Here is a 13,004-nt window from a genome sequence, read left to right as displayed (position 1 = left end):
GAGCAAGCGATGGCGCGCATAGAGGTCAACCACATCCGCCACTCCTACCTGCCCAATCCGCAGAAGGATTCGGATTTCGCGCTGAAGGAAGTGCATCACACCTTCGAGGATGGCGGCGCCTACGCGCTGCTCGGGCCCTCGGGCTGCGGCAAGACCACCTTGCTCAACATCATTTCGGGCTTGCTGCATCCCTCGCATGGCCGGTTGCTGTTCAACGGCCGGGACGTGACCAACCTGTCGACGCAGGAGCGCAATATCGCGCAGGTGTTCCAGTTCCCGGTCATCTACGACACCATGACCGTCTACGACAATCTGGCCTTCCCGCTGCGCAACCGTCGCGTGCCCGAAGCCGATGTCGACCGCAAAGTGCGCGAGACGCTCGACATGATCGATCTCGCTTCGCTTGCGAAGAAAAAGGCGCGCGGGCTCACCGCCGACCAGAAGCAGAAGATCTCTCTCGGGCGCGGTCTGGTGCGCTCCGACGTCAACGCCATCCTGTTCGACGAGCCGCTGACGGTGATCGACCCGCATATGAAATGGGTTCTGCGCTCGCAGTTGAAGCAACTGCATCGGCGCTTCGGCTACACGATGGTCTATGTCACGCATGACCAGACCGAAGCGCTGACTTTCGCCGATCGCGTGGTGGTCATGTATGATGGCGAGATCGTCCAGATCGGCACGCCGGCCGAGCTCTTCGAGCGCCCCCGCCACACTTTCGTCGGCTATTTCATCGGCTCGCCGGGCATGAACGTGCTGCCGGTGTCGCTCGACGGCAGGACGGCAACGCTCGGTACGCAACGCATCGAACTGCCCGGGGTGCCGAAAGCCGAAGGCCGCACCGTCGAGCTCGGCATCCGTCCCGAATATGTGCGGCTCGGCCGCGAAGGCATGGCGGTGCAGGTCAGCAAGGTCGAGGACGTCGGCCGCCACAAGGTCGTGCGCGCCAATCTGGAAGGCAGGGAAATTGCCGCGGTGATCGGCGAGGACGACGAAGTTCCGGCCGATCCGAAGGTCCGCTTCGATCCGGCCGGCATCAACATCTATGCCGGTTCGTGGCGCGTCGAGATGGGGGCATAGATGGACAAGACCTGGAACAATAAGGCCTGGTTTCTGGTGCTGCCGGTGCTGGTGCTGGTGGCGTTCTCGGCCGTCATACCGCTGATGACCGTCGTCAATTATTCGGTGCAGGACACGTTCGGCAACAACGTCTTCTTCTGGGCCGGCACCGAGTGGTTCGAGGAATTGCTTGCCTCCGATCGCTTCTGGGAAGCGATGGTGCGCAACCTGATCTTCTCCTTCATCATCCTGGCGATCGAGGTGCCGCTCGGCATCTTCATCGCGCTCAACATGCCGAAGAAGGGCTGGGGAGTGCCGGTTTGCCTGGTGCTCATGGCGCTGCCATTGCTCATTCCGTGGAACGTCGTCGGCACGATCTGGCAGGTGTTCGGCCGCAACGACATCGGGCTGCTCGGCTATTACGTCAACGCGCTCGGCATCGACTACAACTATGTTCAGGATCCGTTCGATGCCTGGGTCACCGTCATCGTCATGGATGTCTGGCACTGGACCAGCCTGGTCGTTCTGCTCTGCTATGCCGGCCTGGTCTCCATTCCCGACGCCTTCTATCAGGCGGCCAAGATCGACGGCGCCTCGCGCTGGGCGGTATTCCGCTACATCCAATTGCCGAAGATGCAGCGCGTGCTTCTGATTGCGGTGCTGCTGCGCTTCATGGATAGCTTCATGATCTATACCGAGCCCTTCGTGGTCACCGGCGGCGGCCCAGGCAATTCGACGACCTTCCTGTCGATCGACCTCGTCAAGACGGCGCTCGGCCAGTTCGACCTCGGTCCGGCGGCGGCCATGTCGCTGGTCTACTTCCTGATCATCCTGTTGTTGTCGTGGGTGTTCTACACCGTGATGACCAACTACGACGCGGAGCGCTGACAGATGGCGAGCGCCAACGAGACGACACGCGTGAGCGAAGCGGCGGTCACCGAGGTGGGGAGCACGCTGTCGCAGGATGAAGTGGCCAAGCTGATGCGGCGCCGCGGCGAGGAATCGCGCTGGTGGTGGATCGTGCCGACGATCTACATCATCGTGCTTCTGCTGCCGATCTACTGGCTCATCAATATGAGCTTCAAGACCAACCAGGAGATCATCTCCTCCCTGACGCTCTTTCCGCATGAGCCGACGCTGCGCAATTACAAGATCATCTTCACCGACGCGTCCTGGTATTCGGGCTATATCAATTCGATTACCTATGTGGTGATGAACATGGTGATCTCGGTGGCGGTCGCGCTGCCGGCCGCCTACGCCTTTTCGCGCTACCGCTTCCTCGGCGACAAGCACCTGTTCTTCTGGCTGCTCACCAACCGCATGGCGCCGCCGGCGGTGTTTGCGCTGCCGTTCTTCCAGCTCTATTCGGCTTTCGGCCTCATCGACACGCATATCGCGGTGGCGCTGGCGCACTGCCTGTTCAATGTGCCGCTGGCGGTGTGGATCCTTGAAGGCTTCATGTCCGGCGTGCCTAAGGAGATAGACGAGACCGCCTATATCGACGGCTATTCCTTCCCGCGCTTCTTCGTGAAGATATTCATGCCGCTGATCGCCAGCGGCATCGGGGTCGCTTGCTTCTTCTGCTTCATGTTCTCATGGGTGGAACTCCTGATCGCGCGCACGCTGACCACGACCGATGCCAAGCCGATCGCCGCCACGATGACCCGCACCGTCTCGGCCGCCGGGATGGACTGGGGGCTGCTGGCTGCTGCCGGCGTGCTGACGCTGATCCCGGGCGCGCTCGTGATCTGGTTCGTCCGCAACTATATCGCCAAGGGCTTCGCTCTGGGGAGAGTGTGATCCATGAATTTCGATTTCTCCTGGATGGCCTGGACGTGGCCGACGGCCGCTTTCTTCATCGTGATTGCACTGATGCTCTGCGGCATGGGCGTTTGGGAATATGTCTCGCCCGGCGGCAATCCGCGCATCGGCGTGCTGCGCTTCGAGACGACGCGCGGCGACCGCCTTTTCATTTCGCTGCTCGGCAGCGCCTTCATCCATCTCGCTTGGCTGGGCCTGGTAGGGCCCAACCTGTGGTGGGCTCTCGCTCTCTCGGTGGTCTACGCGATTGGCGTATTCCGATACGTATAGAGGGGGAATAGCCGAAGCGGCCGCGTGCTGGCGGCCCGCTCCGGATCGAAACTGAAACCTAAGACTGGAGGAGACACATGCGACGGCAATTTCTAACATCGACGACCGCCCTTGTCCTATTGCTCGGCGCCGGCCACGCCTATGCCGGAATGGACGAAGCAAAGGCCTTTCTCGACAAGGAGATAGGCGACCTGTCGACGCTTTCGCGCGCCGATCAGGAAAAGGAAATGCAATGGTTCATCGACGCCGCCAAGCCGTTTGCCGGCATGGAAATCAAGGTCGTGTCGGAAACCATCGCCACCCACTCGTATGAATCGCAGGTGCTGGCGCCTGCCTTCTCGGCGATCACCGGCATCAAGGTCACGCACGATACGATCCAGGAAGGCGACGTCGTCGAGAAGATCCAGACCCAGATGCAGACCGGCCAGAACCTCTATGACGGCTGGGTCAACGATTCCGATCTGATCGGCACGCACTGGCGCTACCAGCAGGTGCGCAACCTGACCGACTGGATGGAAGGCGAGGGCAAGGACGTCACCAACCCGAATCTCGACCTGAAGGACTTCATCGGCACCTCGTTCACGACGGCACCGGACAAGAAGCTTTACCAACTGCCCGACCAGCAGTTCGCCAACCTCTACTGGTTCCGCTACGACTGGTTCAACGACGAGAAGAACAAGGCCGATTTCAAGGCCAAGTACGGCTACGATCTCGGCGTTCCCGTCAACTGGTCGGCCTATGAGGACATCGCCGAGTTCTTCACCGGTCGCGACGTCGACGGCAAGAAGGTCTATGGCCACATGGACTACGGCAAGAAGGACCCGTCGCTCGGCTGGCGGTTCACCGATGCCTGGCTGTCCATGGCCGGCAATGGCGACAAGGGCATCCCGAATGGCCTGCCGGTCGACGAATGGGGCATCAAGGTCGATGAGAAGTCGCGTCCCGTGGGCTCCTGCGTCGCACGTGGCGGCGACACGAACGGCCCAGCCGCGGTCTATTCGATCCAGAAATATCTCGACTGGCTGAAGGCCTACGCCCCGGCCGAGGCGCAGGGCATGACCTTCTCCGAATCGGGTCCGGTCCCGGCGCAGGGCAACATCGCCCAGCAGATCTTCTGGTACACGGCCTTCACCGCCGACATGGTCAAGCCCGGCCTGCCGGTTGTGAACGAAGATGGTACGCCGAAATGGCGCATGGCTCCGTCGCCGCACGGCGTCTACTGGAAGGACGGCATGAAGCTCGGCTACCAGGACGTGGGCTCGTGGACGCTGATGAAGTCGACGCCTACCGACCGCGCCAAGGCCGCCTGGCTCTATGCGCAGTTCGTCACCTCGAAGACGGTCGACGTGAAGAAGAGCCATGTCGGTCTCACCTTCATCCGTGACTCCACCATCCACGACAAGAGCTTCACCGAGCGCGCTCCGAAGCTCGGCGGCCTGATCGAGTTCTATCGCTCGCCAGCCCGCGTGCAGTGGTCGCCGACCGGCACCAACGTGCCTGACTACCCGAAGCTTGCTCAGCTGTGGTGGCAGGCGATCGGCGATGCGTCCTCGGGCGCAAAGAGCGCGCAGGAAGCGATGGACTCGCTCTGCGCCGAGCAAGAGAAGGTCATGGGCCGTATCGAGAAGTCCGGCGTCCAGGGCGACATCGGACCCAAGCTCGCCGAAGAGCATGATCTCGACTATTGGAACAAGGACGCTGTCTCGAAGGGCAACCTTGCGCCGCAGCTCAAGATCGAGAACGAAAAGGAAAAGCCGATCACCATCAATTATGACGAGCTGGTGAAGAGCTGGCAGAAGTAAAATTCTGCAACTACAGTCTGCCGGGGCATCTTGCCTCGGCAGATGCCTCGGAGCACCCGGTGATCTACTCGCTTTTTCGGCGTACTGAACGCTGGGCTCCGGCTATAATGGGTGAGAATGGCAAGCCGCTTTTCACTGCGGAACTCGCCCTCGAACTGGCGAAGCTACACCTCTCACGCCTCGAGGATGAAAGTGGAGCCACACGCGAACCCACCTCGGGTCGACTGAAGCAGATCCTGCAGAGTCCGGAGTTGCGGTTAGCATATCAACTCGTTCCAGAGATCATTGCCGAATATGCACTGCGAAAGCTCTCCGCTCCCAAGGCATTTGACTATGTGCTGAGCGATCGGCATGGCCGGGCCTATACCTTCAACGTCGCCCGGCACCCGATTGTCCGGCCGGTCCACGACGCTCTAGCGCGCCAATTGCTGCCTGCGTTCACGGTGGAAACTGTCGGAAAGGCCTCCAGCTACGCAGCCGCCGTTTCCAATGCGTTGAACGCGGGTGAGAAACTGGAAAATCTGTCCGTTTGCGTTGCTCCAACTGGGTTGGGCCTTCACCAAGACAAACTTGAAATCAAACAGGATTGCCGAATTTGACTAAATATATCCTCGCCATCGACCAAGGTACCACATCGACCAGGGCGATCCTGTTCGACGGTGAGATGAAGGTCGCCGGCACCGGCCAGCAGGAATTCGCGCAGCATTATCCCGCCTCCGGCTGGGTCGAGCACGATCCGGAAGACATCTGGACGAGCGTTCTCGCCACAGTGAAGGCGGCGCTGAAGTCCGCCGGCCGCACAGCGTCTGACATGGCCGCGATCGGCATCACCAACCAGCGCGAGACGGTCGTCATCTGGGACAAGGCGACCGGCAAGCCGATCCACAATGCGATCGTCTGGCAGGATCGCCGCACCGCACCGCTCTGCCAGAAGCTCAAGAAGCAGGGGCTGGAGAAGAAATTCACGAAGAAGACCGGCCTGCTGCTCGATCCCTATTTCTCGGGCACCAAGATCGCCTGGATGCTGGACAAGGTGAAGGGCGCCAGGAAGCGCGCCGAGAAGGGCGAACTGCTCGCCGGGACCATCGACAGTTTCCTGATCTGGCGGCTGACCGGCGGCCAAGTGCACGCCACCGACGCGACAAACGCTTCGCGCACGTTGGTCTACAACATCGAGAAGAATGTCTGGGACGAAGAGTTGCTCTCGATCCTGAACATACCGGCAGCGATCCTGCCTGAGGTGAAGGATTGCGCCGACGATTTCGGCGTCACCGAGAAGGGCCTTTTCGGGGCTGAGATGCGGATTCTCGGCGTCGCCGGTGACCAGCATGCGGCGACCATCGGCCAGGCCTGTTTCGAACCCGGCATGATGAAATCCACCTATGGCACCGGCTGCTTCGCGCTGCTCAACACCGGCGCGGATCTCGTGCGCTCGAGGAACCGGCTTCTGACAACGATCGCCTACAGGCTCAACGGCAAGACTACCTATGCGTTGGAAGGTTCGATCTTCATCGCGGGCGCCGCCGTGCAATGGCTGCGCGACGGGATCAAGGTGATCGGCAAGGCCGAGCAAAGCGGTGCGCTCGCGGCGACCGCCGATCCGGCGCAACAAGTCTATCTGGTGCCGGCCTTTGTCGGGCTCGGTGCGCCGCACTGGGACGCGGATGCGCGCGGCGCGATCTTCGGCCTGACGCGCAATTCGGGCCCGGCCGAGTTCGCGCGCGCCGCGCTCGAATCGGTCGCCTTCCAGACGCGCGACCTGCTCGACGCCATGCGCAAGGACTGGAAGGGCGCCTCGGCCAAGACGGTGCTTAGGGTCGACGGCGGCATGGTGGCGTCGGACTGGACCATGCAGCGGCTCGCCGATATTCTCGACGCGCCGGTCGACCGTCCAACGATCCTGGAGACGACGGCGCTGGGCGCGGCCTGGCTTGCCGGGTCGAAAGCGGGTGTCTGGCCGAAAGCGAAGGAATTCGCCAAGAGCTGGGCGCTGGAGCGGCGCTTCAAGCCGGAGATGGATGCGGCCACACGCGGGGCGAAGCTGGCCGGATGGCGCGATGCGGTGCGGCGGACTCTAAATGGGCAGTGACGATTACCGGAGCGGGCGGAGGGGAAATGCAACCGCATTGGTATCCTGCTTGGCGCGACGAGGCCTTTAAACAGCTTACCGCCAAGAATGCGCGCCTGGCGAAGGATTTCCGCCTCGGCAGCTGGTCGCGCTACAACTACGATTTGAAGGCCGGAAAGCTGCTGTTTTCCGACCAGAGCGGCGTCAAGGTCGTTTCGGAAATCCAGATAGCGGGCTCCACCAGCGCCAAGGCCGGCAATTGGCTCTGGGCTTGGGCCAATTCGAATTGGCCTTCCGAGTTCATAACGGACGCCCAGTCAGCCCGATCTTTCGGCAAGGAGCACGGCATCAGCGAGCTAACTCGAGACTATGTGACGGACGAAGATCTTAACGCACTCGGCTGGGAATTGACCTCAGCAGTGACTCGGATTTGCAACGCCTGCGGAGCCTATCGCTGTCCTCCTGATGACGGCGTAGGACTTTATCTCATCCTCAAAACCATTAGCTGGGCAAGCTGACCCGTGGGGCGCACTCAGTTCTTAAGTCCAGTCGAATGACAACGAGAGAGCCCGCGCGTTGCGGCGCGGGCTCAGTCAACGACCCGGATATCGACTGGAGGCCATCAATAGGGCGACACGCACTGCCGACGCGGTCCGCTGTTAGGCTGGAAGGTGTTGTCCGATGCGCGGTAGGAGCGGTAGCGGTCGTAGCACCACTGCACATGCGCGTTGCCGCGATAGACGCGGTTGTTCTCGCTGTTGACGATGGCGCCGGTGATCAGCGCCCCGGTCGCGAAGGCAGCCAGCGGGAACCAATAGTCGCCATGCCGGCGATAGCCGCGGCGATATTCACGATAGCCACGATGGCCGTTCCAATAGACGGCGTCACCACGACGCGAGAAATCGCGGTTGAAGCCGCGGTGCCTTCTCCAATCCCGATATTGCACGGTCTGGACATCCGACAGGCTCTGGGGTTGCGGCACATAGTTTGGCTGAGCGTTGACCGGCACCATCTCCGCCGCGATGAACGACGTCGAGAGAGCGGCTGCCAGCAGTCCCGATGCGATCTTGTTCATTAATCTTCTCCTCGATGGTTGATCGACGTCCCTGTTTTGCGAAACGGGTCCGGGTCGCACATTGTTCCAGGCTCAATATCAACCCGTTGTTGTGGAGCTTTCTGAAGCAATGCTGACCCGGGCCATTGCCGCAGGCATCGCAAACACCCTCGGCGACTCCTCGAATCGGTTCAAAAAATCGGCCTTGGAAGCCCATCTTTTTCCGGTTGACCGGCCGCGGCACTCTCCCTATGTTCCGCGCAATTTCGAGGGCGGTGTTTTGAGCCCGCGGGAGCGCGTAGCTCAGCCGGTAGAGCAACTGACTTTTAATCAGTAGGTCATGGGTTCGAATCCCATCGCGCTCACCAACAACGACCGCCTGAACAGCCCGGTCACAACTGCCGAATTGCCGCAGTCCAACCTCCACCACGACATTGTGTTGGCGCTCCGCTGGCGCTTTACATTTTTGTAAATTGCCTTGGGTGCGCGGTTCGCGATAGGGCAGGCCGGTGGCCCGGTTCGGGCATCCGGCTGTTGGGCAACAGAATTGGCTCGGATGAACGACCCGGGCCCTCCGGGTCATGCCGTCGGTCATCATCAGAGGGACATAGTCCCCGGCGTCGCACCGAATAGAAAACTATGAGGGAGCGGTGTCATCACCTCGAGGCGGGCGTACGCCTTCCGCTGTCCGCCGCAGGCTGAACCAGGGGTTCATACGGTCAAGTGGGCCGCCCTTCGTTGGCTGTATCGTCGCGATATCGCTGATGTCGGACTCAAGCTTGGCGCCGAGCCCTTCGCTCCGATCCTCGATCATTATCCGGAGATCCCACTCAAGGTTGTCCGCCCCTATCTGACCGTGGCGTTGAGGCGCGGCAATCGCGCCGTGGCCTTGGTCGGTCATTATGCGGCAGCGGCCCGCCTCCTGTGCGACGCCGCATTGGTCGAGAGCCACACCGGCTGTCTGGAACTGGTTGCCGTCGCGACCTCGGCGGGGAAGGTCGCGGTCGAACTGACCGGCCAGGGCGGCCTCTACAGGGAAGCGGGGTGGCGCCTTGTCCTTTGTCTGGATCACCGGCCGATCACTGAAATGGGATTGGCGATCGTGGACCGGTCGCTGCTGCGCATCAAGGAAGCGGGGGAGGTCTTTTTGACAGGCGCCCTCAAGAGTGTTTCGGCCGGCGCGCAAGGCCTGGAAGACGCCCGTGGCTTGACGAACGCCATGGAGGGCATGCGGCCGAAAACCGTGCTCCTTTTCGTGGCGCAGGTTCTTAGCCGGTCCTTAGGACTATCCGGCCTCTTTGCCGTATCGAATGCGGGGCATGTCTTTGCAACCGATTACAGTTTGCGCCGCCGCATCTCCGCCGACTATGACGGTTTCTGGACGGAGTCCGGAGGGCTTCGGACAGACCCCTTGATGTTCGCCATGCCCACTGCCAAGGCGGCGCGAGCTTACCGAGTGCAAGCCCAACAAACGGGCACGGGTTCGCAGGCGATGGCGTCTGGAGGATCAACTTACCGACCAGATGAAGGCGTCAATTCAGCCTTTGCTCCGGAAATAACCGCGCTTTGCGCCATTGCCGGCTCGATGCCGTAGGCAATAGGAACAAAAAACTATTCGCGCCCGTTCAATTTCAGAAGGGACCGCAATTTGGGACGCGGATACAGTGGACGTACTGAACTTGGAACTGGCCAGGGCCAGGCAGAGCGTAAAGCGCGCAGAGACTTCTCTCAATCACGCAAAGGAAATGCTGGAGGAGGACTGTGGCGTCGGGATCAACATCGCGCTGTGCAGCCGCATAAGGTCGGAACAGAAGCGTGTGGCAGAAGCCAGAAAGCGGCTGATGAAAATCGCTCAGGCTGCCTACCCTGAGGGGTGACTTTCCCCAAGACCAATGAGAGCGGGCCGCCGGCAAACTTGTCCCTGGACAGGGGGCATGGTTAAACTCGGGGCCCCGAGGGAGGCTCCAGGATGGCACTTGACCTTTCGGTAGAGACCACGGCCCGCAAGGCGGCGGCGCCCGGCAAATATCTCTTCGGCCCGGTCGCCGATTTCCTCATGCTCGGCGGCAGCGCGTTCCTGATCCTGCCGGTGCTGTTCTTCGTGCCGCGCGATTATGAAGGGCCGTTGGCCGCGACGATGGTCGTCGTGGCCTATCTGGTGAACTATCCGCATTTCGCCCATTCCTACCAGATATTCTATCGCAATTTCGGCCGGAAGGCGCGTGGCGACGGCTACGACAGAAGACTGCAGCTTCGCTACATTTTCGCCGGCGTCATCGTCCCGGCGATCATGGCCCTGTTCTTTGCCTATGGTGCGGCGACGTCGAACACGCGGCTGCTCGGCCTTGCGGCCAACGCGATGTTCTTCTTCGTCGGCTGGCACTACGTCAAGCAGGGCTACGGCATGCTGATGGTCGACGCCGTCTTGAAACGCAAATTCTTTGATGACCGGGACAAGAAGGTGCTACTCTTCAACAGCTACGCGGTGTGGATCCTGGCCTGGCTGCAGACCAACACGGCGGTGACCGCGGGACAGTATTACGGGCTCCAGTATTACACCTTCGCCGCGCCTTCATGGATCACCGACATTGCCTTGGCGGCGGCCGTCGCATCGACAGCGGCCACGCTCCTGATGCTGGTTAGTCGTCGGCGAAAGAATGGGGGCCTGCCGTATAACGGCATCGTTGCCTATGTCGCGTCGCTCTATCTCTGGATCCTGATTGCCAGGATAAACCCGCTCTGGCTGCTGGTGGTGCCGGCGCTGCACTCACTGCAATATCTGGCCGTGGTGTGGCGCTATCAGACCAATGTCGAGCGTGACGTCTTGGATGCGGCGCGGGATCCGGAGCCGAAAATACTATCCATCCTCGGCCCTCGCTACAGGCTGCGGGTGCTGGGATTCATCATCGGAGGCGCCGCGCTTGGCTATCTCGGCTTCTGGCTGATCCCGTTCGTGCTGACCGCCCTGGTTCCCTACGACAGGCAGGTGCTCGGTTCGTCGCTGTTCTTCTTCATCGTGCTGATCTTCATCAACGTGCACCACTACTTCCTCGACAATGTGATGTGGCGCCGCGGCAATCCGGAAGTGTCGAAATATTTGTTCCGGTAGGAGAAGCCGAACCCGGAACTGAAGACCGCAGGTCACGCGATTAGCGACACGTTCCCGCCGGCGTGACGCTCCAGCCGTCCCGCGAGGTCGAGTTCAAGCAGCACCATCGATATCTGTGCCGCGCTCATACCCGTGTGGCGGATGATGTCGTCCACCGCGATCGGCGTGGGTCCCAGCGCTTCCAGCACATCGGCGCGGTCGTTTTCGCCGGGCGGCGGCATGGCCGACATGTCGGGCGCCTCGGCAAGCGGGACGGCTCTTGGAAGCCGGACGCCGGCAAGCGGCGCCAGCGCGCCGAGCACATCGGCGGCTTCGGTGACGAGAGTGACGCCGTCCTTGAGCAGCGCGTTGCAGCCGGCGGCACGCGGATCGAGCGGCGAGCCCGGCACAGCAAAGACCAATCGGCCCATTTCATTGGCGAGGCGGGCGCTGATCAGCGAACCGGAGCGCTGTGCCGCCTCGACCACAACCAGCCCAAGCGCCATGCCGGCGACAAGGCGGTTGCGACGCGGAAAATCCTGGGCGCGCGGCTGCCAGGCGAAGGGCATTTCCGAAACGATGGCGCCGCCGCGATCGGCGATCTCGTCGCACAGGCCGGCATTCTCGGGCGGGTAGGGGACATCGAGCCCGCCGGCTAGCACGCCGATCGTTCCGGTCGAAACGCTGCCTTTGTGCGCGGCCGTGTCGATGCCGCGCGCCAGGCCGGAAACGACCGCGTAGCCTTCGCGGCCGAGGTCTGCCGCCAGCATGCGCGCCATCTTGATGCCGGCCAGCGAGGCGTTGCGGGCGCCGACGATGGCCACCGCGGGCAAACGGAAGACCGCGCCTTCGCCTTTCACCGCAAGCAGCGGCGGCGGGTTGTCCAGCGTCTTCAGCAAGGGCGGATAGTCGGCCTCGCCGATGCCGACGAAGCGGGCGCCGGCGCGGCGGGCGGCGTCCAACTCGGCTTCGGCCTCGGCGACGGAAGGAATGCGGGCGATGCGATTGGCGCCGCCGGAAATCATCAGCTCGGGCAACATTTCGAGCGCGGCTTCGGCCGAGCCGAAGCGGTTGATCAACTCGCGAAACGAGGCCGGACCGACATTGGGCGTGCGGATCAGGCGAAGCCAGGCAAGCCGCTGCCGGTCGCTGAGATGCGGGCCGGCAGCCGGGGCGCTCATCCCTTCGCTCCGATCTTGCCTTCGGTGCCGGCCAGCAGGCGCGAGATATTGGCGCGGTGCTTGATGAAGACGATCAGGCTCATCAGCGCGAACAGGCCGGCGATCTGCGGCGTGCTTATGAAATAGAGCGCGATCGGCACGACCACCGCGGCTGCCAATGCCGCCAGCGAGGAATAGCGGAACAGGAACGCCATCGCGAGCCAAACGACGGCGAAGACCAGCATGCCTTGCCAGGCAAGGCCGAGCAGCACGCCCAGATAGGTCGCGACGCCCTTGCCGCCCTTGAAGCCGAGCCAGACCGGGAACAGATGGCCGAGGAACGCTGCAAAGCCGGCCAACAGTGCGAAGTCCGACGAAAAATGGCCGGCGATCAGCGCGGCGGCCGTGCCTTTCAGCGCATCGAGCAGCAGCGTGGCGGCGGCAAGGCCTTTGTTGCCTGTCCTCAGCACATTGGTCGCGCCGATATTGCCGGAGCCGATCTGGCGGACATCGCCGAGCCCGGCTGCACGGGTGATCAGGAGCCCAAACGGGATCGAGCCGAGCAGATAGCCGAACACGAGCGCGATCGCGTAACCCATTGTTTCCCCCATACTCCTGTCGCTCCAGATGCTCGCCCCAGGATTGATATAATCTGCTTTATGCAACCATAGTTTGCAAGAGCTGG

Annotated in this window: 13 protein-coding genes and 1 tRNA gene; 11 read left to right on the top strand and 3 right to left on the bottom strand. The window is 61.9% G+C overall.

Annotation, left to right across the window (positions count from 1 at the left end; all coding sequences use genetic code 11):
* The first annotated feature begins 9 nt into the window (after positions 1 to 9).
* From P9273_RS10195 to P9273_RS10160, 8 genes are all read left to right on the top strand, one after another.
* A complete protein-coding gene (locus P9273_RS10195; protein WP_278048784.1) occupies positions 10 to 1,077 on the top strand; it encodes an ABC transporter ATP-binding protein in 1,068 nt (355 codons plus the stop codon).
* On the top strand, positions 1,078 to 1,944 hold the full coding sequence (locus P9273_RS10190) for a carbohydrate ABC transporter permease (RefSeq protein WP_278048783.1): 867 nt from the start codon (positions 1,078 to 1,080) through the stop codon (positions 1,942 to 1,944).
* Positions 1,945 to 1,947: 3 nt separating this feature from the next.
* Positions 1,948 to 2,856: a carbohydrate ABC transporter permease gene (locus P9273_RS10185; protein WP_278048782.1), complete on the top strand. Its 909-nt coding sequence runs from the start codon at positions 1,948 to 1,950 to the stop codon at positions 2,854 to 2,856.
* Positions 2,857 to 2,859: 3 nt separating this feature from the next.
* On the top strand, positions 2,860 to 3,147 hold the full coding sequence (locus P9273_RS10180; protein ID WP_040995039.1) for a DUF2160 domain-containing protein: 288 nt from the start codon (positions 2,860 to 2,862) through the stop codon (positions 3,145 to 3,147).
* A 77-nt stretch (positions 3,148 to 3,224) separates the two neighbouring features.
* Positions 3,225 to 4,949, top strand: coding sequence for an ABC transporter substrate-binding protein (locus P9273_RS10175; protein ID WP_278048781.1), 1,725 nt, complete (start codon positions 3,225 to 3,227; stop codon positions 4,947 to 4,949).
* A 59-nt stretch (positions 4,950 to 5,008) separates the two neighbouring features.
* Entirely contained in the window at positions 5,009 to 5,548 is a 540-nt protein-coding gene (locus tag P9273_RS10170) for a hypothetical protein (RefSeq protein WP_278048780.1), read from the top strand.
* A complete protein-coding gene (glpK, locus tag P9273_RS10165; RefSeq protein ID WP_278048779.1) occupies positions 5,545 to 7,038 on the top strand; it encodes a glycerol kinase GlpK in 1,494 nt (497 codons plus the stop codon). The genes P9273_RS10170 and glpK overlap by 4 nt, the downstream gene beginning before the upstream one ends.
* Before the next feature lie 26 nt (positions 7,039 to 7,064).
* Positions 7,065 to 7,535 carry a DUF6882 domain-containing protein gene (locus P9273_RS10160; RefSeq protein ID WP_278048778.1) on the top strand — a complete coding sequence of 157 codons (471 nt, stop codon included), beginning with the start codon at positions 7,065 to 7,067 and terminating at the stop codon, positions 7,533 to 7,535.
* A gap of 104 nt (positions 7,536 to 7,639) precedes the next feature.
* Here the strand turns inward: P9273_RS10160 and P9273_RS10155 are convergent, their stop codons facing one another.
* A complete protein-coding gene (locus tag P9273_RS10155) occupies positions 7,640 to 8,092 on the bottom strand; it encodes a BA14K family protein (protein WP_278048776.1) in 453 nt (150 codons plus the stop codon).
* A gap of 271 nt (positions 8,093 to 8,363) precedes the next feature.
* On the opposite strand from P9273_RS10155, the gene P9273_RS10150 reads away from it, so the two are divergent.
* The 3 genes from P9273_RS10150 to P9273_RS10140 all read left to right on the top strand — a co-directional run bounded on the left by P9273_RS10150 (position 8,364) and on the right by P9273_RS10140 (position 11,180).
* Positions 8,364 to 8,439 (top strand) — tRNA-Lys (locus P9273_RS10150).
* 287 nt (positions 8,440 to 8,726) lie between these two features.
* Entirely contained in the window at positions 8,727 to 9,665 is a 939-nt protein-coding gene (locus tag P9273_RS10145; protein WP_336619383.1) for a DUF535 family protein, read from the top strand.
* A 375-nt stretch (positions 9,666 to 10,040) separates the two neighbouring features.
* On the top strand, positions 10,041 to 11,180 hold the full coding sequence (locus tag P9273_RS10140; RefSeq protein ID WP_278048774.1) for a hypothetical protein: 1,140 nt from the start codon (positions 10,041 to 10,043) through the stop codon (positions 11,178 to 11,180).
* 32 nt (positions 11,181 to 11,212) lie between these two features.
* Here the strand turns inward: P9273_RS10140 and dprA are convergent, their stop codons facing one another.
* Together dprA and plsY are read right to left on the bottom strand one after the other, a co-directional pair.
* Entirely contained in the window at positions 11,213 to 12,340 is a 1,128-nt protein-coding gene (gene dprA, locus P9273_RS10135) for a DNA-processing protein DprA (RefSeq protein WP_278048773.1), read from the bottom strand.
* On the bottom strand, positions 12,337 to 12,918 hold the full coding sequence (gene plsY, locus P9273_RS10130; RefSeq protein WP_278048772.1) for a glycerol-3-phosphate 1-O-acyltransferase PlsY: 582 nt from the start codon (positions 12,916 to 12,918) through the stop codon (positions 12,337 to 12,339). Before plsY ends, dprA begins: the two co-directional genes overlap by 4 nt.
* Positions 12,919 to 13,004: the final 86 nt, after the last annotated feature.

This window comes from Mesorhizobium sp. WSM4935, assembly GCF_029625735.1.
In the GTDB taxonomy this organism is placed as follows: Bacteria; Pseudomonadota; Alphaproteobacteria; order Rhizobiales; family Rhizobiaceae; genus Mesorhizobium.
This window is presented reverse-complemented; position numbering and strand designations above follow the sequence as displayed.